16 protein-coding genes and 2 tRNA genes are annotated in these 20692 nt (G+C 72.6%); 11 read left to right on the forward strand and 7 right to left on the reverse strand.

Annotated elements, in window-relative coordinates:
• Nucleotides 1-72 precede the first annotated feature (72 nt).
• Entirely contained in the window at nucleotides 73-1344 is a 1272-nt protein-coding gene (locus tag ACH4K1_RS17035; protein WP_398090108.1) for a M6 family metalloprotease domain-containing protein, read from the reverse strand.
• Nucleotides 1345-1698: 354 nt separating this feature from the next.
• Here ACH4K1_RS17035 and ACH4K1_RS17040 point away from each other — a divergent pair, with 354 nt between their 5' ends.
• The gene (locus ACH4K1_RS17040; RefSeq protein ID WP_398090109.1) at nucleotides 1699-3657 is read left to right on the forward strand and encodes a putative bifunctional diguanylate cyclase/phosphodiesterase; all 1959 of its coding nucleotides are present in this window, start codon (nucleotides 1699-1701) and stop codon (nucleotides 3655-3657) included.
• A 25-nt stretch (nucleotides 3658-3682) separates the two neighbouring features.
• Here ACH4K1_RS17040 and ACH4K1_RS17045 read toward each other — a convergent pair whose 3' ends face one another.
• From ACH4K1_RS17045 to ACH4K1_RS17055, 3 genes are all read right to left on the reverse strand, one after another.
• Nucleotides 3683-4825, reverse strand: a complete 1143-nt coding sequence (locus ACH4K1_RS17045; protein WP_398090110.1) for an LLM class flavin-dependent oxidoreductase — start codon at nucleotides 4823-4825, stop codon at nucleotides 3683-3685.
• A 208-nt stretch (nucleotides 4826-5033) separates the two neighbouring features.
• Nucleotides 5034-5798, reverse strand: a complete 765-nt coding sequence (locus ACH4K1_RS17050) for a decarboxylase (protein ID WP_398090111.1) — start codon at nucleotides 5796-5798, stop codon at nucleotides 5034-5036.
• Nucleotides 5799-6042: 244 nt separating this feature from the next.
• Entirely contained in the window at nucleotides 6043-6510 is a 468-nt protein-coding gene (locus ACH4K1_RS17055; protein WP_398090112.1) for a hypothetical protein, read from the reverse strand.
• Between the two features lie 223 nt (nucleotides 6511-6733).
• On the opposite strand from ACH4K1_RS17055, the gene ehuB reads away from it, so the two are divergent.
• The 7 genes from ehuB (at nucleotide 6734) to ACH4K1_RS17090 (ending at nucleotide 11575) form a co-directional block, all read left to right on the forward strand.
• Entirely contained in the window at nucleotides 6734-7636 is a 903-nt protein-coding gene (gene ehuB, locus ACH4K1_RS17060; RefSeq protein WP_398090113.1) for an ectoine/hydroxyectoine ABC transporter substrate-binding protein EhuB, read from the forward strand.
• A gap of 18 nt (nucleotides 7637-7654) precedes the next feature.
• Nucleotides 7655-8386, forward strand: a complete 732-nt coding sequence (ehuC, locus tag ACH4K1_RS17065; protein WP_398090114.1) for an ectoine/hydroxyectoine ABC transporter permease subunit EhuC — start codon at nucleotides 7655-7657, stop codon at nucleotides 8384-8386.
• A complete protein-coding gene (ehuD, locus tag ACH4K1_RS17070) occupies nucleotides 8383-9024 on the forward strand; it encodes an ectoine/hydroxyectoine ABC transporter permease subunit EhuD (RefSeq protein ID WP_398090115.1) in 642 nt (213 codons plus the stop codon). Before ehuC ends, ehuD begins: the two co-directional genes overlap by 4 nt.
• Entirely contained in the window at nucleotides 9014-9871 is an 858-nt protein-coding gene (ehuA, locus tag ACH4K1_RS17075; RefSeq protein WP_398090116.1) for an ectoine/hydroxyectoine ABC transporter ATP-binding protein EhuA, read from the forward strand. The genes ehuD and ehuA overlap by 11 nt, the downstream gene beginning before the upstream one ends.
• 167 nt (nucleotides 9872-10038) lie before the next feature.
• Nucleotides 10039-10797, forward strand: a complete 759-nt coding sequence (locus ACH4K1_RS17080; RefSeq protein WP_398090117.1) for an IclR family transcriptional regulator — start codon at nucleotides 10039-10041, stop codon at nucleotides 10795-10797.
• Between the two features lie 42 nt (nucleotides 10798-10839).
• Entirely contained in the window at nucleotides 10840-11403 is a 564-nt protein-coding gene (locus ACH4K1_RS17085; protein WP_398090118.1) for a hypothetical protein, read from the forward strand.
• A 98-nt stretch (nucleotides 11404-11501) separates the two neighbouring features.
• Nucleotides 11502-11575: transfer RNA gene (locus ACH4K1_RS17090), tRNA-Lys, on the forward strand.
• Between the two features lie 158 nt (nucleotides 11576-11733).
• On the opposite strand, the gene ACH4K1_RS17095 is transcribed toward ACH4K1_RS17090, so the two are convergent.
• From ACH4K1_RS17095 to ACH4K1_RS17105, 3 genes are all read right to left on the reverse strand, one after another.
• On the reverse strand, nucleotides 11734-12324 hold the full coding sequence (locus ACH4K1_RS17095; protein WP_398090119.1) for a lytic polysaccharide monooxygenase: 591 nt from the start codon (nucleotides 12322-12324) through the stop codon (nucleotides 11734-11736).
• Nucleotides 12325-12558: 234 nt separating this feature from the next.
• On the reverse strand, nucleotides 12559-14715 hold the full coding sequence (locus ACH4K1_RS17100; protein ID WP_398090120.1) for an SPFH domain-containing protein: 2157 nt from the start codon (nucleotides 14713-14715) through the stop codon (nucleotides 12559-12561).
• A gap of 29 nt (nucleotides 14716-14744) precedes the next feature.
• Nucleotides 14745-16037, reverse strand: coding sequence for a peptidoglycan-binding protein (locus ACH4K1_RS17105; protein ID WP_398090121.1), 1293 nt, complete (start codon nucleotides 16035-16037; stop codon nucleotides 14745-14747).
• Nucleotides 16038-16229: 192 nt separating this feature from the next.
• On the opposite strand from ACH4K1_RS17105, the gene ACH4K1_RS17110 reads away from it, so the two are divergent.
• The 3 genes from ACH4K1_RS17110 (at nucleotide 16230) to ACH4K1_RS17120 (ending at nucleotide 20675) form a co-directional block, all read left to right on the forward strand.
• Nucleotides 16230-16303, forward strand: a tRNA-Lys gene (locus ACH4K1_RS17110).
• A 518-nt stretch (nucleotides 16304-16821) separates the two neighbouring features.
• Nucleotides 16822-18741, forward strand: a complete 1920-nt coding sequence (locus ACH4K1_RS17115) for a glycosyltransferase (protein ID WP_398090122.1) — start codon at nucleotides 16822-16824, stop codon at nucleotides 18739-18741.
• Nucleotides 18738-20675: a galactose oxidase-like domain-containing protein gene (locus ACH4K1_RS17120; protein WP_398090123.1), complete on the forward strand. Its 1938-nt coding sequence runs from the start codon at nucleotides 18738-18740 to the stop codon at nucleotides 20673-20675. Before ACH4K1_RS17115 ends, ACH4K1_RS17120 begins: the two co-directional genes overlap by 4 nt.
• Nucleotides 20676-20692: the final 17 nt, after the last annotated feature.

The raw sequence follows: 20692 nt of genomic DNA on the forward strand, positions 1-20692 counted from the left end.
GAAGAAGCCCCTCGCGGAAGCGGGGGGCTTCTTCGTGTCCTGCGGGAACGTCCTGCGGGGGTGTGCGCGGGCTCAGACGCCGGCGGTGATCCGGACGGTCCAGGACCCGGACGGCGTACGGTCCGCGACTTCGATGCGGATGCCCTCACCCGGGACGGTGAAGGTCTCCCCCACCCCGAGCGGGGCGTCGGCCAGCGGCGGGTAGACCGAGCGGCCCCAGCAGGCCCCGGTCCCCGGGTGGGTGTCGATCACCTCGACGGGGCCGCCGCCGGAAGCCGTCTCGCTGCGGACGCGGTAGACCAGGATGCCTTCGGCGCAGGTGGTCCGGTCGTTCCCGGTGGCGCTGCGGGCCTCGACGGCCAGTGCGCTGTCGGAGCCGGTACGGACGACGGCGAGCCGGGTTCCGAGCGTGCCGCCGGGCGGCGGGGCGGCGGCGACCGGTTCCAGAGTGAGGTCGGCCGCCCCCTGGACGCAGACGACCTGGCGCCCGCCGAGCCAGCCGAGCTTCCACTTGTGCCAGCCGAACAGGTCGGGGGCGAGCCCGAACTGGCTGCCCATGACGTCCCAGTCACCGACGTAGGTGTCCCAGTCGCCCTTGCCGTCGACGGGCCGGTGGTAGAGGTCGGCCAGGTCGAAGACGTGCCCGGTCTCGTGGGCGAGGACGTTGCGGTCGGGCGGGTGCTGCTCGAAGACCGTGACGACCCGCCGGATGTCGCTGCCGTCGGCGCGCAGGGGCCGGTCGAAGTTGACGACCTTGGTGGCGTCGGAGTCGACGCCGGGGGCGTCCGGATCGGCCACCAGGTAGACGACGTCGTACCGGGAGAAGTCCACGTCCTCGTCGGCGGCGGCGACGGCGTCGCGGAGGTAGGCGGAGCGCCGCTCGGCGTTCCAGTCGCGCTCTATGCCGTACCAGGTGGAGTCGCGCGGCATCGGCGTCCAGACCTGCCGGGGGTGCGGGCGCAGGGTGAACCGGCCGTAGCTGGCGCGTTCGAAGAAGCGGGTGGTGGCCGGGAAGTGGTCGGCGGCGAGCACCTCGGGGTCGACCCTGGGCTCGGAGTCCGGGAAGGACAGGAAGACCATGACCGCGTCGAGGCCCTCGTCGGGTTGCGGGTAGGCCGTGTTCCAGGTGTCCAGGCCGAGCGAGTGGTGCGCCGCCGTCCGGGGCAGGGCGCAGGGCGCGGCGTCCCCCGCGGCGGCCACGGCGGGGCCCGCGACCAGGGACATGGCGGCGAGCGCCAGGAGGGAGGTGGCGGCGGCGGCCAGACTGCGCAGGGGCGGCCGTTCCGCTCCCTCGGCTCCGCGACGGGACGGCACATCGACCTCCGGGTGGGGAACACGGTCCATCCCGTCCACCCTGTGCCGCTTCACCACGCCACGCCCTGTTCTGCTGCCCCACACGGGTCAGCGGACGAAAGCACTCGCCACGCCTTCACGGAACGTCACCGCCGATCGGTCCAGCCCGCTCCTGCAACAGATCCGCACAGAAAAGACCAGGGCCGGGCAAACCGGAAGGCTGGATTACGCCCCTCGGGGGGCCTTCCCGGTGGCCCGGACCGGACGGTGAGCTGGAACGGCCGACGCGCCACCCTCTATGCTTCACCACGCTTTCCCGCGTGGAACGGGCCCTTCCCGGGACCGCCACACGGTGGCCTGTCCGACCCCACCAGTTCACGACGATCTTGACAGCGGGAGCGAGCGGTGAGCGGAACCTCCGAAGGGCCGAGCACCCCGGCAGGCACGGCCTCCGGCGTGCCCCCCGCGCCGGTCACGGAGCGTCATACGGCGGAGGCGGGCCACCCGCCCCCCGCCGCGTCGCACCCGGCCGCCGGGGCCGTCGGCCCCGCCTCCGCGAGCGCGCCGGACCCCGCCGGGGCGTCCGGCCCCGGGGAGTGCTCCGCCGCGTCCGAGCTGCGCGACCACCGGGCCGCGTTCAACGCCGCCGCACTCCCCATGGGCGTCATCGACGGCCGGGGCCACGTCGTCCGGGCCAACGAGGCGCTGGGCGGGCTGCTGGGCGCGCCGGCGGCGGTCCTGACCGGACGGCAGGCGAGCGAGCTGCTCGACCTCGCCTCCGACGACCGCACCTGGCACGCCTACCGCGAGGTCCTGCTGGGCCGCCGTTCCCGGTTCCGCTGCGCCCGCCGCCTCAAACACCCCGACGGGCGGTTCCTGTGGGCCGAGATCACCGTCGTGCCGATGACCGGGGCCTCGGCCACCGAGCCCGCCCGGGTCCTCCTGACGGTCGCCGACGTCAGCGACCGGCGCGAGCTCCAGGAGCGGCTGCGCCACCTCCAGATGCACGACCCGGTGACCCGGCTGCCCAACCGGACGCTGTTCTTCGAGCGCCTCGCCACGGTGCTGGAGACCCCGCCGTACCAGGACGACTCGATGCCGGCCCGGCGGCAGGCCCGGATCGGGCTCTGCTATCTGGACCTGGACGGTTTCAAGGCGATCAACGACACCCTGGGCCACCGGACCGGGGACCGGCTGCTGGCCGCCGTCGCCGCGCGGCTCACCGACTGCGCGGAGAACGACGCCTCCCGCAACGCCGGGGGCAACCGGCTGGTGGCCCGGCTGGGCGGCGACGAGTTCGCGGTCCTGGTCGAGGACTCGGCCGGCACCGAGGAGCTGACCGACCTGGCCCGTTCGGTCCTCGCCGCGCTCCAGCAGCCGTTCGACCTGGCCGGGCAGCGGCTCTCGGTCTCCGCGTCGATCGGGGTGGTCGAGCGGGTCGCGGCGGGCACCTCGCCCACCGGTCTGATGCAGGCCGCCGACACCACGTTGTACTGGGCGAAGGCGGACGGCAGGGCCCGCTGGACCCTGTTCGACCCCGAGCGCAACGCCCACCGCATGACCCGGCAGTCCCTCTCCTCGACGCTCCGGCCCGCCGTGGAGCGGGGCGAGTTCACTCTGGAGTACCAGCCGTTGGTCGGGATGGCGGACGGGGTGCTGCGCGGCGTCGAGGCCCTGGTGCGCTGGAACCACCCGCAGTTCGGCGTGCTGCCGCCGAATCGGTTCGTCCAGATCGCCGAGGAGGACGGGTCGATCGTGCAGCTCGGCCGGTGGATCCTGCGCACCGCGTGCCGCCAGGCGCGGCGCTGGCAACTCGACCACCCGGACGAGCCGCCCCTGTTCATCAGCGTCAACGTCGCCGTACGGCAGGTCTGGGACTCCGACCTGGTGGCGGACGTGGCGGAGATCCTGACCGAGACGGGGCTCGCCCCCGGGCTGCTCCAGCTGGAGCTGACGGAGTCGGCGGTGATGGGCTCGGGCGGCCGTCCGCTGCGGGCGCTCCAGGCACTGAGCGACATGGGCGTGCGGATCGCCATCGACGACTTCGGGACGGGGTACTCGAACCTCGCCTACCTCAGCCGCCTGCCCGTCTCCGTGCTGAAGCTGGACGGGGCGTTCGTGAAGGGCTTCCGGTACGAGGACGGTACGCATCCGAGCCCGGCCGACGAGACGATCGTGGAGGCCATGGTGCAGCTCGCCCACCGCCTGGGCCTGACCGTCACCGCGGAGTGCGTGGAGACGGCCGGGCAGGCGGAGCGGCTGCGGCGGATCGGCTGCGACACCGGGCAGGGCTGGCTGTACTCGCGGGCCGTGGCGCCGGAGCAGATCGCCGGCCTGATCGGCTCCCGGCCGCTGGAGGGCTGACCGGGCCCGTGCCCCGCGAGGCCGCCTACGCGGCGGTCGGCAGGCCGTACGCGTCCGCGATCAGCTCGTAGCTGCGCAGCCGCGCGTCCCCGCCGTGCGCGTTGGCGGTGATCATCAGTTCGTCCGCACCGGTGCGCTTGACCAGGTCGTCCAGGCCGCCCCGGACCGCGTCGGCGGTGCCGTGGACGACGTTGGCGAGCCAGCCGTCGACGAACTCCCGCTCCATCGGGGAGAAGTCGTACGCCGCCGCCTCCTCGGGGCTCGGGATCAGCCCCGGGCGGCCGGTGCGCAGCCGGACCATGGACAGCGCCCCGGTCAGCACCTGCCGGCGGGCCTCGCGTTCGTCGTCGGCGGCCAGCGCCGAGACGCCGATGAGGGCGTACGGGGAGTCCAGCACGGCGGAGGGCCGGAAGGACTCGCGGTACAGGTCGAGCGCGGGAATGGTGTTCTGCGCCGAGAAGTGGTGCGCGAAGGCGAACGGCAGCCCGAGCGTTCCGGCCAGCCGGGCGCTGAAGCCGGAGGAGCCCAGCAGCCAGACCGGCGGCCGGTGCGCGGACTGCACACCACCGGGGGAGGTCGCCTGGACCGGACCCGGCACGGCGTGGATCCGGCTGTACGGGTGCCCGTCGGGGAACTCGTCGTCCAGGAAGCGGATCAGCTCCATGAGCTGCTGCGGGAAGTCGTCCGCCCCCTCGTTGAGCCGGTCGCTGCGCCGCAGGGCCGCCGCCGTCGCCCCGTCCGTCCCGGGGGCGCGGCCGAGGCCGAGGTCGATCCGGCCCGGGGCCATCGCCTCCAGGGTGCCGAACTGCTCCGCGATCACGAGGGGCGCGTGGTTGGGCAGCATCACTCCGCCGGAGCCGAGCCGGATGCGCTCGGTGCGGGCGGCGATGTGCGCCAGGATCACGGCCGGGGAGGACGAGGCGACCCCGGGCATGGAGTGGTGTTCGGCCACCCAGAAGCGGTGGTAGCCGCGGCTCTCGGTGAGCTCGGCGATCTCCACGCTGGTGCGCAGGGCCTGGGTCGCGGTGCGGCCCTGTCCCACGGTGACCAGGTCGAGGACGGACAGGGGGACGGCGGCCGTGCCGGCCGCGGCGCCCCGGATGCCGTCGGGGTCCGCCGCGCCTCCGCTCGCGTCGCCGCTGGTCTGGTCGCCTCGGATGTCGTCCACGTGTCGGCTCTCCCGGTGCTGCTGTCGTACGTTGCGTATCGGAGCGGTACAACAGGAGGGCGGCTCCGCTTTATTCCCGCGGCCGGGCGGGGGGGTCGGGCCGGGCGGCGGCCGGAGACAGACCGGAAGCGGGCCGGGCGCAGGTCGGAGGCAGACCGGGCGGCGGCTCCGTGCCCGTGCCGGGCGGGCCGGGGCCCGGCCCCGGCGGCTACTCCCGTACCTCGATGCCCTTCGGCTCCAGGGTCCGCAGCACCGGCTCGCGGGTGGCGAACAGGGTGCCGAGCACGGGGGCCCAGGTCCGGCGGTCGGCGAGGCGCAGCCCCTCCCAGACCGTGACCTGGTTGGCCGTGAGGACGGGCTTGCCGATCAGCTCCTCCAGCTCGGGGACGTACGCGGCGGTGTGCAGGGCGGTGTCCGGGACCAGCACCACCTCCGCGTCGGGGTGGTCCGCCTCCCGCACCAGCCGCTTCACCTCGTCCGGGCCCCAGGAGCCGGCCTCGGCCGCCGAACCGGCCCCGCCGGACGCGGTCGCCACCACCTCGACGCCCGCCGAGGCCAGGAACCGGGCGAAGAGGCCGGTGACGTCCTGCGGGTAGGGCGCGGCGACGGCGACCCGGGAGGCCCCCACCTCCCGCACCGCGTGGACGAAGCCGAAGGAGGTGCTGGAGGCGGGCAGGCCGGCCGTCCGGGCGAGCGTGGCGATCTGCTCGTGGGCGCCCTCCCAGCCCTGCCCGAAGCTGCCGCCGCTGGAGGCCCACACCAGCGCCTCGGCCCCGGCGAGCCGCAGCTCCTCGACGCCTTCGGCGAGCCGGGCGGCCTCGCCCTGCGCGCGCAGCGCGTCGGGGCGGTAGGCGTCCTCGCCGGTCCCGGTGGAGAAGAGGGGCAGCCGGATGTCGGTGTCGAGCAGGATCTCGGTCCGCGGGAAGTCGTCCTCGGCTGCGTGGCCCGGGTAGAGAAGTCCTACGGTCGTCATGTCCACCCTTCCTGTGCGTCGGCGGCTCGCCGCGCGGCGGGCGGCCCCTCGCGGGATCGCGGCGCGGCCCTCCGGTCGGTCCGGCGGCCATGACCGCGCGACCGGTCACTCGTGCCCCGACCTGTTCCCAGTATTCCCCCGCCGGCCCGCCGGGGCGCGCGGCCGGCCCCGGTGCGCGCGGCCGTTCCCCGGGCCCCCGGCGCTCGCGGTCCCGCCCCGCCGGACGGTTCGGGCTCCCCGCCGGTCAGCGGGTGAGCGGCGCGGCCCGGGTGATGAACGCCTCGATCGCCTCCCGCGCCTCGGCGTGCAGCGCGTCGTGCCCCTCCTGGTCCCGGGCGGTGGAGATGTCCCGGACGCGCTCGTACGCCAGCTCGGCGGCGAGGACCGCCTCCGGGTCGTCGGTGAGGAGTTTGACCCGGTAGAGCGCCTGCCGGGCGGCGGTCCGCAGCCGGTGGGCCTCGTCGCGCGCCTCGACGAACGCCTCCGCTCCGCGGCCCTCCCCCCGGCGGTACCAGCGGCCCGCCTGCCCGTGCCGGTACTCCTCCGCCGCCGCCGCGAACGCGCTGTAGGCGGCGGTGCGTTCCTGCCGCAGCGCCTCCGACCTCGCGAACCGTTCGGTGCGCCCGGCGGCCAGCCGCTGGAAGAGATGCGTGACCACCGCCCCCAGGAGCGTGCCCCCGACCGCCACGATGCTCGCCCATATCGCCACCATGGCGCCAGCTGATCACAGAAGCGGCTGATGCGGAGTCATGAACGTGCGTACCGGGGGAACACGGACCGCGCACCTCCGGTCGCCCTCCGCCCCGCCCCGGGCACGGGAAGGTCACCTTCCGGCCACTGTTGGGTTACATGCCCCCGGTCTCCCGCTGAGACGTACGGGATCGGGCAGGCGCTCACCCTGTCCGGACTGTTCGACCTCCAGGAGACTGCGAACCATGGCTGAATTCCCGAACCTGTCCCGCCGGGGCTTCCTCAACGGAACGGCGGCCGTGGGCGGCCTCCTCGTCGTTCCCGGCCTGCTCACCGCATGCAGCAAGACCGATTCCGGCTCCGCGACGGGCGAGGGCGCCCTGGAGAAGCTCCGCAAGCAGGGCTTCGTCCGGGTGGCGTACGCCAACGAGGCCCCGTACGGGTACCTGGAGGGCAAGGAGTTGAAGGGCGAGGCCCCGACGCTGCACCGGGAGATCTTCAAGGCCCTGGGGGTGGACGAGCTGAAGCCCACGCTCTCCGAGTGGGACGGGCTGATCCCCGGACTCCAGGCCGGGAAGTACGACGTGGTGAGCGCGGGCATGGCCATCACCCCGGAGCGCTGCGGCAACGCGATCTTCTCCGAACCGGAGTTCATCTCGCCGACCGCCCTGATGGTGCGGAAGGGCAACCCGAAGAAGGTCACCGATCTGGCCTCGGCCAAGGAGGCGGGGATCACCGTCGGCGTCATGTCCGGTGCGGTCGAGGGGAGTTACGCCAAGGGCGCGGGCATACCCGAGGACAGGATCAAGACCCTGCAGAAGCCGCAGGACGGGGCCGACGCCGTCAAGGGCGGCCGGATCGACGCCTTCCTCCTCACCGGCATCTCGCTGCGCTGGCTGGCGAAGACCAACCCGGACACCGAGGTCACCGAGGCGTTCGTGCCGAAGCTGGACGGCAAGGAGCAGTTCTCCCCCGGCGGCGCGGTGTTCCGCAAGGGCAACGAGGACCTGCGGGACTCCTTCAACCGTGAGCTGAAGAAGATCGTCTCCGACCGTTCGCGCTATGTGCGGCTGCTGGAGCCGTACGGGTTCGGGGAGACGGAGATCCCGCCCGCCGACCTGAAGACGGCGGATCTCTGCAAGGGCTGACGGGGCGGACACACACGCATGAGCGATTTCTTCTCCCTCCTCGTCGAGGAGTTCCCCCGCGTCCGGTCGGGCCTGTGGGTGACGCTCCAGGCCACGGTCCTGGGCGCGCTGCTGGCCGGGGCGCTGGCCTTCGCGCTCGGTCTGTCGGCGGGCAGCGGGCTGCTCCTGGTCCGGGGGGCCTCCCGGGTGGTCGTGGAGTTCTTTCGGGGCACCTCCCTCTACATCCAGCTGTTCTGGCTCTACTACGCGATGCCGTTGCTGACCGGCTACGAACTGACCCCCGTGGTCTGCGGGGTGGTGGCGTTCGGCCTCAACTTCGGCGCGTACGGCGCCGAAGTGGTGCGTGGCGCGGTCAACTCCGTTCCGCGCGGGCAGTACGAGGCGGCCGTCGCGCTCAACCTCAGTCCGGCCAGGCGGATGTGGAAGGTGATCCTGCCGCAGGCCTGGGTGCAGATGATCCCGAGCTTCACCAACCTGCTGATCCAACTGCTGAAGGCGACCCCGCTGCTGTGGCTGATCTCGGCCGCCGATCTGATGACGGTGGTCCAGCAGCTGCGCGACCGCACCGGTGAGACCCTGACCGCCTACCTGACCCTGCTGGCCGCCTACTTCGTGCTGGCGTACGCCCTGACGATGCTGATGAATCTGCTGGAGCGGAGCGCCAAGCGGCGGCTCGGCCTGGACACCGGCGCGAAGAGCCTGTTCAAGAGCCGCAGCGCGTCCACGACCGCCGTGGGAGGTACCCGGTGAACGGCTTCGACTGGAAGGCCGTCGGGGAGTCGCTGCCCCTCCTCATGGAGGGGTTCAAGGTCACCCTGCTCGCCACGGTGCTCGGCACCCTGGTGGCCGCCGTGCTGGGGCTGGCCGTCGCGATGGCCGGCCGCGCCCCCAGCAGGTTCGTCACGCTCCCGGTGCGCATCGTCACGGAGTTCGTCCGCTCCACCCCGCTGCTGGTGCAACTGGTGGGCGCGGCCGCCCTGTTCAACACGGTGGAGCCGCTGTACACCGGCATCGCCGTGCTGGGCGTCCACTACGCCGCGTACACCTCCGAGGTCTACCGGGCGGGGATCGACGGGGTGCCGAAGGGCCAGTGGGAGGCGTGCCGCGCACTGTCGCTGTCGCCCCGGCGGAGCTGGCAGGCCGTGATCCTGCCGCAGGCGGTGCGCAACGTGCTGCCCGCGCTCGGGAACTACGCGGTCTCGATGTTCAAGGAGACCCCGTTCCTCGCCGTGATCACGGTGCAGGAGATGGTCTTCGAGGCCCGGAAGTACGGGGCCGACCACTTCGCCTACACCGAGGTCTTCACCCTCGCGGGCCTGGTCTTCCTGGTCGCGAGCTACCCCACGTCGCTGCTGATGAGAAAGCTGGAGAAGCGCCTTGGCCACTGAACCCCTCCCCCTGCAGAAGACGGAGTCGCCGGGGCCGGCCGCCGCTCCCCAGGACGCCGCCCCGGCCGCGGCCCGTGCCGGTGAGCCGCTGGTGCGGTTCGACAAGGTGGTCAAGCGCTACGGCGACCATGTGGTCCTGGACGAGCTGGACTTCACGGTGGACCGCGGCGAGCACGTCACCCTGATCGGGCCCAGCGGTTCGGGCAAGACCACGATCCTGCGGCTGCTGATGACGCTGGAGAAGGTCAGCGGCGGCGTGATCTGGGTCGACGGCTCACCGCTCTCCCACGTACGCGCCCCGGACGGTTCGCTCAAGCCGGCGGGCGAGAAGCAGCTGCGCGCGTCCCGGAAGAAGATCGGGATGGTCTTCCAGCAGTTCAACCTCTTCCCGAACATGACGGTGATCCAGAACATCACCGAGGCCCCCGTCAGCGTGCTCGGCAGGAGCCGGGAGGAGGCCGAGGTCCGGGCGCGGGATCTGCTGGAGCTGGTCGGGCTCTCCGCCAAGGTGGACGCCCACCCCTCGCAGCTCTCCGGCGGCCAGCAGCAGCGGGTCGCCATCGCCCGCGCGCTCGCCATGGAGCCGGAGATCCTGCTGCTGGACGAGGTGACCTCCGCGCTCGACCCGGAGCTGGTGGCGGGCGTACTGGAGCTGCTGGGGGACATCGCCCGCACCACCGACATCACCATGCTCTGCGTGACCCACGAGATGAACTTCGCCCGGGACGTCTCGGAGAAGGTCCTGATGTTCGACGCGGGGCGGGTCGTGGAGTCCGGACCGCCGGAGAAAATCTTCTCCGATCCGTCCCACGAACGTACGCGCGCATTCCTCAACGCGGTGCTGTGACCTCGCCGTTGAGCCACCGCCCATGACAGTGGCATATGCCGGACGGGCGCGCCCCAGCTAGCGGCCCCGGGGCGCGCCCATCCGCTCGCCGCCGGGCCCCCCGCCGGCGGGCTCCGGGGACTATCGTGGAGCGGAAGCTTGCGGTCACAACCTGGTAGGGGGACACCGTGGCGTTGAAGCCCGAGCCGACCGCGCCGTTCCACTCGGTGCAGCACGCCCTGCGCGTGCTGGAGGCGGTCTCCCGGCACGGGGACGGCGTGACCGGCGCCCAGCTCTCCCGCGAGACCGGGCTGCCGACCGGCCGGCTCGCCCCGCTGCTCCTGACCCTGCGCCGCGAGGGCTACGTGGAGCAGGTCGGGGACGGCGCGTACGTCGTCGGCGCCTCGCTGCTGCTGCTCGGTTCCGGGGCCGCCCGCCGCCAGGTCCTGGAGGGCCGCCTCCAGAACGCCCTGGCCGAGCTGCGCGACTCCCTCGGCGCGGCGGTCTACCTCAGCCGCTACCTCGACGGCGAGGTCAGCGTGGTCCAGGTGGCGGACGGGCCGCTCACGCCCGCGGTCAACGAATGGGTGGACTTCCGCTCCTCCGCGCACGCCAGCGCGGCCGGGAAGTGCCTGCTGGCCCAGCTCGACCACGACGGGCGGCGGGACCACCTCTCCCGGCACCGGACGGTCCGGCTCACCTCCCGGACGATCACCGACGAGAAGATCCTCTTCGCCCAGCTGGACGCCCAGGCGGCCACGGTCCCGGTGCTGGACCTCCAGGAGTACGCGGTGGGCACGGTCTGCGCGGCCGTGCCGCTGACGGCCGGCTCCTCGGCGGGCTGCCTCGCCCTGTCGCTGCCGGTCGCGGACGTGCACCGGCTGCGGGCGGCGGCCGAGACGCTGAGCCGGCGGGCGGCGCCGGTGCTGCTGTCGCTCGCGCTGTAGGGGGGCCGGACCCGGTGGGGCGTCGGCGGTAGCCTCACCGCCATGTACGCACCGATCGCCGCGCTGAACCTCCTCAAGGAGTTCGAGGACGGCGCCCCTGGCTATTTCGCACCCGAGTTCGAGCTGACCCCCTTCGGCGAGGACGACGGCGGCTATCCGCAGCTCTCCGACCGCATCCGGCCCTTCGCGCAGGCCACCGGCTCCGGCTCGACGTACGCGATCTGGCTGCGGGACGGACGGGAGGACCTCGCCACCCTGCCGGTGCTCTTCCTCGGCGCCGAGGGCGGGGTCCACGTCGTCGCCCGCGATCTGCCCGAGCTGCTGCGCGTCCTCGCCTCCGGCTGGACGCCGATGGGCGGCTGGGACGGCGTGGACTACGCGGACGAGCGCGAGGGGGCGGACGGGGACGAGGACGCGTACGACCCGTGTCCGGCGAACCCGGCGTTCCGGACGTGGCTGCGCGACCGCTTCGGCCTGGAGCCCGCCGAGGACCCCAACGTGATCGTCCGGTCGGCCGCCGACGAGCTGTGGGAGCCGTTCGCGGCCTGGATCGGGCCGCTGATCCCGGACGCGGTGAGCGGGCGGGGGCCCGGCGGAGAGGGGTAGGCCCTTTCGTTCGAAGGGGGAAAGGCGTTACGGAAGGGGCCCCGGAGGCGGGTGTCAACAGCACCCCCGAGGACCAGGTATTATTTTCGAGTCAGCAGGCGCCGTTAGCTCAGTTGGTTAGAGCAGCTGACTCTTAATCAGCGGGTCCGGGGTTCGAGTCCCTGACGGCGCACGACACGCAGTGGGCGGTCTCCTTCACGGAGACCGCCCACTGTGCTTTCCCCCTCGACCGTCCGGCGATGAAGGAGCACGGTGGGGTCGTGCTCCGGGGCGGGCCGGTGGTCGCCCGTGGTCGTCGTACGACGACCGGAGGAGCGCCGGGCTCCGGGATCAGAACTTGACGTCGGAGCAGGCGTAGAACGCGTTGGTGGTGTCCGCGACGTTCCAGACGGCGAGGATGATGTGCTTGCCGCTCTTCTGGGTGGGGATCGTGCCCTGGTGGGTCAGGGTGGACGGCGGCTGCCGGTTGCCGTAGGGCACGGTCATGAACGGCTGCGATTCGAGCGCGGCCCGGGTGAGCGGCTTGGTGGAGTCCCAGCCGTCCTTGGTGATGTAGTAGCGGAAGTCGCTGGTGGCGTGGCGGGCGGTGAACTGCCAGCGGAAGTTGTAGCCCTGCCCGCCGGTGACCTGGGTGGCGGGCCAGTTGCCGCCGCGCGGGTCGTCGAGCTGGGCGAACTGCCCGTTGCCGCCGGAACAGATCTTGCCGTCCGCCGGCCCTGCCGCCGGGAAGCCCTTGGGCCCCTCGACGCTCTGCGGCTCCCACTGGATGTTGCCGCAGCCGGTCACCGTGCCGTTGGCACAGAGCTTCTGGCGGCTGATCGGGGAGTCCGTGTAACCGTGGCTGCTGGCGCTGGTGGTCGCGAGCACCGAGACGCCCGCTATCGCGAGGCCGATCACGGCCGCGCTTGCCTTTTTCCGCATGGGCTGTCGCTCCTCTAGAACGTGGGGGAGGTTCCATGAGCATTGCTCGACTGCTGCGCGCTTGGTACGTGGTGCGGTGCATGCGTGGTGCTGCGGTCTAGACCAAGTCCTAGGTTATGGACGCCGCATGAACATGTCCAGACCAATGAGCGTCATATTCCGGAAGGCCCCCGGGGACGGTCGCCGGACCGGCCCCGGGGACCCCCCTCGCACCTCGCGAACCTCCCCGGCCCCTCAGGCCCCGTCGCCTCCCCCGCTGCGCCCGGTGTAGAAGGCGACCGTCAAGTCCTTCACGAGCGCCTTGCGTTCGTAGTCGTCCAGCTCGACGATGCCCCGCGTGGTCAGCCGGTCGACCGTGTCGTCCACCGCGTCCACCACCGAGGTCAGCACGCTGTCCCGGTGCTTGGCGTCGATCGCGGCGATCCGCCGCCGCTGCATCGCGGCCGCGACCTCGGGGGCGTACTCGATGCCGGTCGGCTGCGCCGAGTACACCTCCACGCCCACGGGTTCGCACTCCGCCTTCAGCAGCCGGGTCAGCGCGTCGCCGACCGCCTCCGCGTCGCGCAGGCTGGGGGCCTCCTCGTGGAACGCGTCGGCGGGCAGCTGCGAGAGGACCCGCGCCAGCGCGGCCTCGACCTGGGCGCTCAGGTACGCCTCGTGGTCCTCGATGCCGAGCGCGGCCCGGACCGTGTCCTTGATCCGCCACACCACCAGGACGACGACGCGCAGCGCGGTGCCGGTCGCGTCGACGGCGGGCAGCGGTTCGCTCCGCCAGTGCCGCAGCCGTACGTCGACGCGGCGGCGCAGCAACAGGGGGGAGACCCAGACGAGACCGGTGCGCCGCACGCTGCCCCGGTAGTCGCCGAAGAGCGTCAGCACCCACGCGGACCCGACCCGGCCCCGGCCCAGGCCGCCCAGCGCGAGGAGGGCCACGGCGGCGAGGAGGGTGAGCAGAGCCCCCTCGCCCGCCCCGATGCCGAGGTCGGGGCGGGGGGTGAGCCCGACCGCCGTCTGCCAGGCGGCGGGCAGCACGCCCCGCCACCCCAGGACGGCCACTCCCCCGACGATCGCGGCGGCACCGGCGAGGAGGGCGGCGGAGCCGGGGAGCGCGGGACCGGGCCGTTCGACGAGCCGGGGGTCGGCGTCCGGGGCGGGGCGGGTCGACGGCCGCATCCGCGTCCGCGGCGCACGCGGCACGGGCGGTCGCCGCGCGGCGGGCGCACGGCCCTCGGCCGGCCGGCGGAGGACTGCCGGGGGCAGCGTCGCCGCCCGACCGGGCTCCTGGTCGTCGCGGAAGAGGAGGTGGACGGGGATGGAGGCGGTGGTCTCGTTGGCGATGAGGGAGTGGCGGCGAGCGGGAGAGGAGGCGGTCGTCGCGGCGGCCCCGGTGACGGTCGTCGTGGTGGTCGCCGTCGTGGTGGTGGCCGTCGTCGCGGCGGCCCCGGGGGCGGCCGCCGTGGTGGTGGCGGCCCCGGTGGTGGGCGTCGTCCCGGCGGCCCCGGCGGCGGCCGTCGTGGTCGCGGCGGGAGCGGCCCCGGTGGTGGGTGTCGTCCCGGCGGCCCCGGTGGTGGCCGTCGTGGTCGCGGCGGGAGCGGGTCCGGGTACGGAGAACGTGGCGGAGGCGGCCCGGTCGCCGGGGGACAGATCCAGGACGAGGTCCAGCTCGGTGTCGGGGCCGGGGTCGTCGAGGGGCCCCCGGGCCGGGGCGCGCCGGGGCGCACGCTCGGCGCTCTTGGATGTCGCGGCCTCCGGCGCCCGGCCCTCGGCCTTTCCTCCTTCCGGCTTCGCGCCGCCCGGTCCGACCCCGTACGACGGGAGCGGGGTCCACTCCGCCGAGGGCTCCGCCCGCCCCCGTCGCACGGGCTTGAGGTGCAGGTTCCCGTCCAGCGGCACGGGACGCCCGGGGGCAGGGCGTTCGGCGGCGGGCCGCCCGGGGCCGTCCCGGTCGGGAGCGGCGGCGGGGGCCGGGGCAGCGGCGGGGACGGTCGGCGGCCGGTCCCCGCCCCGGTCCGCGCCCCGGTCCGGGGGCGGCCCGGGGCGCGGACTCGGCGCCGGGGCGTCGGGGGCGGGCCGGGGCGGCGCGGGCGCGGCCGTGCCGTCGCCCGGAGGGGTGCCCGTGCCCGCGGGGCGCAGGGGGAGGGCCGGGCGTCCCCCGTCCGGCGCGGGCGCGGGATCGGAGACCGGCCGGAACAGCGGTGGGGGGACGCCCTTGCCCTTGTCCGCCCCGCCGGCCACCGGTGGCGGCGCGGCCGCCGGGCCTGTCCCGCCGAACAGCGGCGGCGGGCTCCCCTGGCCCGGTGGGGCGAAGAGCGACGGCGGAAGCCGGTCGTCCAGGGGGTGGGGGGCGGGGGTGGGGTTGGTCCAGGGGGTCTGGTCGTCGTGGGGGGTCACCGGTACCCGATTCCTTTCCGTCGCATCCGTCACGCGAAGAGCCGGCGCCAGGTCTCCGGCCCGGGGTATCCGTCGGCCGCACCGCCGCGCCAGCCCTGGGCCCGCTGGAACGCCTCGACGTTGCGGCGGTCCGCCTCGGTCCAGCGCGGGTCGGGGCCCGACACGTAGTGCTTGCCGTATCCCTTCTTCACCAACTGTTCGCCGAGCCGGTCGACATGGCTGTTGGTCTGACCCGGCTTGAAATAGCCGCGTCCGGGGAACGCCGCGGCCGTATCCGGGCTGCCGCCGGCCCCGGTGGCCGAAATGTCCTGTCCGTCGCCGGTGGTCAGCAGACGCCAGGTGTGCGGGCCCGGAAGGCCGTCGGCCTCCTCTCCCCGCCAGCCCTGCGCCCGCTGGAACGCCTGGGTCGCCCGCCGGTCCGCCGCGCTCCACACCGGTCCGGGGCCGACCGCGTAGAACCGCTTGCCGCCCCGCTCGACCAGCATCCGCCCGAGCCGGGTGACGTCCTCGTTGGCGGCGCCGGGGCCGAACCGCCCGGCCCCCGGGAAGGCGGTGGCGGACCCGGAGCCGGGCGAACCCCCCGTGACGCCCTTGTAGCGGTAGGCCACGTAGCGGTCGGAGTTGTTCCAGTACGCCATGGGCGTGGACTGCTTCCGCGTCCGCGGGCGCGCCTGCTCGTAGGCGGTGTAGTGCGTGCGCGCGGAGCCGGTCCAGCCGCCGAAGATCGTGACGTGCGAGCCCTGGGAGGGGTCGGCGGGGTTGTGGAAGAGGAGGATGTCCCCGGGCTCCAGATCGGCGCGGGCGATCCGGGTGGCGTAGGCGGCCAGGCTGCCGGTCCACTCGTTGGCGCCGAGGTTCCAGGCCATCGAGACGTAGCCCGAGCAGTCCTGGCGGTACCCGTCCGACCAGTACTTCTCCATGCTGTACGGGACCTTCGCGGCCACCCACCGCTGGGCCCGCTCCATGATCTCGGCCCGGGTCGTCGTGCGTACCGCCGAACCGGCGGAGGGCGGACCCGAGGCGCCGGAGCCCCGCAGGGGCCCCTTCTCCCCCTGCGGGGTGGCCGGCTCGGGATCGGCTCCCCCGTCGGCGTGCGGCGCGTGGCCGGGGCGGCCGGCGGCGGCCGCCGCCCCCGCGGCCCCGCAGGAGAGCACCACCCCCGCGGCCGTGGCCAGCACGAGGGCGCGCCGCGCGCCGTGGGCGGCGGGGTGGCCGCCGCGCCGCACCGGCAGGGCCCGCGCGGCGGAGCGCCGCCGTACGGCACACCCCGCACACGCGCAGTCGATGGCGGGTTCGTACTCCTCGAACACCGGCACAGTCATGCGATTCCCCTCCGCACTCGTCATTCGCCAAGATCTTCGGGCGCAGCCGCAACGGGCGTCAGCGTCTCAACTCGTCCGACATATCGCATTTTGACGGAACAAAGAGAAAAAACGACTATCCGACAGGGCGTGGCGGACGGTAAATGGTTCGGAGCACCCCTGGACGTCCGGTAGAGTTCTCCAGGTCAGCAGGCGCCGTTAGCTCAGTTGGTTAGAGCAGCTGACTCTTAATCAGCGGGTCCGGGGTTCGAGTCCCTGACGGCGCACGCACAGCCGAAGCCCCCTCACGGAACGTGAGGGGGCTTCGGCCATTCCCCGCACGCCCCGTCGGTCTCCTGCGGCTGCGCACACAGAGCCACCCGCTCGACTCCGCTCCGCGACGCGTCGATGACGGACGGTGCGGGGAACGGAGATCTCCACTTCGTCACATCCTCTCCACGGCCTGGGGTCAAACCCCACCTAAAGCCCTTGTACCGCCTATTTCACCCTTGCGATCGCGTGCGGTGTCGGACAATCTGTCTGGGGATCGACACCCTCAAGGGGTCCGCCGGTCCGTACAGTTGACGCAGCAGAGCGTGACGTTCCGGTTGTTCGCACCGGGCGGCGGGGGCCCCGCCCGGGAACGGCCGCCGAAGGGGCGTCACGCAACCGGAAAGCTGCCGGTCCCCTGTCTGTGGGAACGGCGGCTCGCCACCGTGTGCGTGCCCGGTGAAGAACGGGGACCCACCGCGCACGACGAGACCGATCCAGTCACGCACCAGCATGCGTGCGGGGGGAATGACCCATGACGTCGACGCCGCCAGGCGACCGGCAGGAGAACGACGCTTCCCGGACGACACAGCTCCGGATACCGGCGCAGCTGCGGGCCGGCGCGGCGCGGCGGCGGGCCGGAAAGGAGCTGCCGCGCTACGACTACGAGCACTACAGCCGGCTCGCCGGACCGCTGACGCAGCCCCCCGCGGGCAAGCCGTACAAGGTCCAGTACCGCTCGCTCATATCCCAGGAGCCGCACCGGGTGCGCGCGGCGCTCCTGCTCGGCGCGGCTCCCCTCGTCTCGCTCGGCCTCTTCGTCTGGCTGATGCAGCCCGGCCACTGGACGGACCGCGATCCGAACCTGGACAACGACCTCCTGCTGGCCCTCGACATCGTCATGCTGGTCTCGATCGGTCTGATCGAGCTGTTCCGCACGATGAACGTCCTCTCCAACGCCCACGCCACCCTGGTCGCCCGCGACCCGGTCCCGGTGGTCCCGGAGTCCGGCACCAAGGTCGCCTTCCTCACCTCCTTCGTCCCCGGCAAGGAGCCGCTGGAGATGGTGACGAAGACCCTGGAGGCGGCCGTGCGCATCCGCCACCGCGGCCTGATGCACGTCTGGCTGCTCGACGAGGGCGACGACCCGGCGGTCAAGGAGGTCTGCGCCCGGCTCGGCGTGCACCACTTCTCCCGCAAGGGCGTGGCCCACTGGAACCAGGCCAAGGGCCCCCACCGCGCCAAGACCAAGCACGGCAACTACAACGCCTGGCTGGACGCGCACGGCGGCGACTACGACTTCTTCGCCTCGGTCGACACCGACCACGTCCCGATGGCGAACTACCTGGAGCGCATGCTCGGCTACTTCCGCGACCCGGACGTCGGCTTCGTCATCGGACCGCAGGTCTACGGCAACTACGACACCTTCGTCACCAAGGCCGCCGAGTCGCAGCAGTTCCTCTTCCACGCCCTGATCCAGCGAGCGGGCAACCGCTACGGCGCGCCCATGTTCGTCGGCACCAGCAACGCGGTCCGCATCTCGGCGCTCAAGCAGATCGGCGGCCTCTACGACTCGATCACCGAGGACATGGCCACCGGCTTCGAGATCCACCGCCACCGCAACCCCGCCACCGGCAGGAAATGGCGCTCGGTCTACACCCCGGACGTGCTGGCCGTCGGTGAGGGCCCGACCGCGTGGACGGACTTCTTCACCCAGCAGCTGCGGTGGTCCAGGGGCACGTACGAGACGATCATCGGACAGTTCTGGAAGGGCTTCGGGACCATGCCGCCCGGGAAGCTCTTCAACTACACGATGATGATCATCTTCTACCCGATGTCGGCGCTGAACTGGATCCTCGCCGCCCTCAGTTGCGCGCTCTTCCTCGGCATGGGCGCCTCCGGCGTCCAGATCGACCCGACGATCTGGATGATGCTCTACGGCAACGCCTCCGCGCTCCAGATCGGCCTGTACATCTGGAACCGCCGCCACAACGTCTCGCCCCACGAGCCCGAGGGCTCCGGCGGCCTGGCCGGCATGGTGATGTCCGCGCTCTCCGCGCCGATCTACGCCCGCTCGCTGATGGACGCGGTGCTGCGCCGCAAGAGCTCGTTCGTGGTGACCCCCAAGGGCGACTCCTCCAGCCCGGACACCCTCTTCGGCACCTTCCGCATCCACCTGTTCTTCATCGGCGTCTTCGGCGCCTCGATGACCGCCTCGTTCTTCCTGGGCCACAGCCACCCCGCGATGGTCACCTGGGCCACGCTGGCGCTGCTGATCACCGCCGCGCCGATCATCGGGTGGCGGTACACGATCCGCGCCGAGAAGAAGAAGCGGCGCTCCGGCGGATCCCACCGCAGCGGCGGACCGGCCCCCCGGCCGCGGCCCGCTCCCCTGCCCGGTGCGCCCGGCAACGACCAGACCATGCAGATCGCCCTGGGGGGACGTAAGAAATGAAGTACCGTCCGAGCCGCCGTACCCGCCGCCTGGCGATCAGTACGGCGGTGGTTCTCGCGCTCGCGGGGGCGAACGGGCCGTGGCTGTACCGCTTCAGCACCGAGCGCTACCACGAGTACACGATCAACAAGCCGGAGTACAAGGCGGCCAACGGCCACTGGGACTTCCTGGACGTCCCCTCCGAGCACCGGATCAACACGATCCACGCGGCGCTGCTCCACACCGGCAAGGTGCTGCTCGTCGCGGGCTCCGGGAACAACCAGAAGAACTTCGACGCGAAGAGCTTCCGCTCGGTGCTGTGGGATCCGAAGACCGAGGTCTTCAAGGACATCCCCACCCCCGAGGACATGTTCTGCGCCGGCCACACCCAGCTGCCCGACGGCAAGCTCCTCATCGCCGGCGGCACCAAGCGGTACGAGAAGCTCCAGGGCGACGTCACCAAGGCCGGCGGCCTGATGATCGTCCACAACGAGGACCCGGACAAGCCGATCACCCTGCCCGCGGGCACCCGGTTCACCGGCAAGAAGAACGGGAAGACGTTCGTCTCCAAGGACCCGATCCTGGTCGAGAAGGCCAAGAAGGTCTTCGACGAGGAGACCGGCGCGTTCCTGCGCAACGACCCCGGGCTCGGCCGGATCTACGTCGAGGCGCAGAAGACCGGCAAGAAGTACGAGACCGGCACCGAGGACAACTACCGGGTGGCGGGCCTGTCCGGCTCGGACACCCGCAACGTCTACGGCATCGCGCAGAAGCTGGCCCTGGACAAGAAGGACTTCCAGGGGATCCGGGAGGCCTTCGAGTTCGACCCGGTCGCGGAGAAGTACATACCCGTCGACCCGATGAAGGAGGCCCGCTGGTACCCCACGCTGACGACGCTGGAGGACGGCAAGGTCCTCGCGCTGTCGGGTCTGGACGAGATCGGGCAGATCGTCCCCGGCAAGGACGAGATCTACGACCCGAAGACCAAGGAGTGGGAGTACACCGGCATCGAGCGGCGGTTCCCCACCTACCCGGCGGTCTTCCTGCTCGACGACGGCAAGCTGTTCTACTCCGGCTCCAACGCCGGATACGGTCCGGCGGACGTCGGCCGCGACCCGGGCGTCTGGGACCTCGCGACCAACACGTTCAAGAAGATCCCCGGACTCAGCGACCCGGATCAGATGGAGACCTCGGCCACCGTGCGGCTGCCCCCGGCGCAGGACCAGAGGTTCATGGTGATCGGCGGCGGCGGGGTCGGCGAGTCGGAGAAGTCCAGCGAGAAGTCGCGGCTGGTGGACCTCACGGAGAAGAAGCCGAGGTTCACCGACGGCGCGTCCCTCTCCGAGGGCACCCGCTACCCCAGCGCCTCCCTGCTGCCCGACGACTCCCTGCTGGTCACCGGCGGCTCCAGCGACTACCGGGGGCGCAGCGGCTCGGACGTGCTCCAGGCCCGGCTGTACGACGCGAAGACGGACACCTACAAGAGGGTCGCGGACCCGGCGGTCGGCCGGAACTACCACTCGGGTTCGGTGCTGCTGCCGGACGGCCGGGTCATGATCTTCGGATCGGACTCGCTCTTCTCGGACAAGGCCAACACCCGGCCCGGCGTCTTCGAGCAGCGGATCGAGATCTACACCCCGCCCTACCTCTACCGGGACTTCCGGCCGGAGTTGACGGCCGGGCCCGAGAAGATCGAGCGCGGCTCCACCGGCCTGTTCACCACGCAGCACGCCTCGAAGATCACCTCGGCGAAGCTGATGCGGCCCTCGGCGGTCACCCACGTCACCGACACCGACCAGCGCACCATCGCGCTGGAGATGGAGAAGTCGAAGGACGGGATCACCGTCACCGTGCCGGACAACCGGGCGCTGGTGCCGTCCGGCTGGTACATGCTGTTCGTCACCGACGACCGGGGCACCCCGTCGGAGGGCATGTGGGTGGAGGTGCCCGAGTAGGGCGCGTCCCCCGCACG

It is taken from the genome of Streptomyces sp. NPDC017448 (assembly GCF_044330565.1).
GTDB lineage: Bacteria > Actinomycetota > Actinomycetes > Streptomycetales > Streptomycetaceae > Streptomyces.

Excerpts from the sequence above, each read along its gene's own strand:
- ACH4K1_RS17120 (WP_398090123.1), top strand. The coding sequence starts at position 18,738 with ATGAAGTACCGTCCGAGCCGCCGTACCCGCCGCCTGGCGATCAGTACG.
- ehuB (WP_398090113.1), top strand. The coding sequence starts at position 6,734 with ATGGCTGAATTCCCGAACCTGTCCCGCCGGGGCTTCCTCAACGGAACG.
- ACH4K1_RS17105 (WP_398090121.1), bottom strand. The coding sequence starts at position 16,037 with ATGACTGTGCCGGTGTTCGAGGAGTACGAACCCGCCATCGACTGCGCG.
- ACH4K1_RS17095 (WP_398090119.1), bottom strand. The coding sequence starts at position 12,324 with ATGCGGAAAAAGGCAAGCGCGGCCGTGATCGGCCTCGCGATAGCGGGC.
- ACH4K1_RS17115 (WP_398090122.1), top strand. The coding sequence starts at position 16,822 with ATGACGTCGACGCCGCCAGGCGACCGGCAGGAGAACGACGCTTCCCGG.
- ehuC (WP_398090114.1), top strand. The coding sequence starts at position 7,655 with ATGAGCGATTTCTTCTCCCTCCTCGTCGAGGAGTTCCCCCGCGTCCGG.
- ACH4K1_RS17035 (WP_398090108.1), bottom strand. The coding sequence starts at position 1,344 with ATGGACCGTGTTCCCCACCCGGAGGTCGATGTGCCGTCCCGTCGCGGA.
- ACH4K1_RS17085 (WP_398090118.1), top strand. The coding sequence starts at position 10,840 with ATGTACGCACCGATCGCCGCGCTGAACCTCCTCAAGGAGTTCGAGGAC.
- ACH4K1_RS17055 (WP_398090112.1), bottom strand. The coding sequence starts at position 6,510 with ATGGTGGCGATATGGGCGAGCATCGTGGCGGTCGGGGGCACGCTCCTG.
- ACH4K1_RS17050 (WP_398090111.1), bottom strand. The coding sequence starts at position 5,798 with ATGACGACCGTAGGACTTCTCTACCCGGGCCACGCAGCCGAGGACGAC.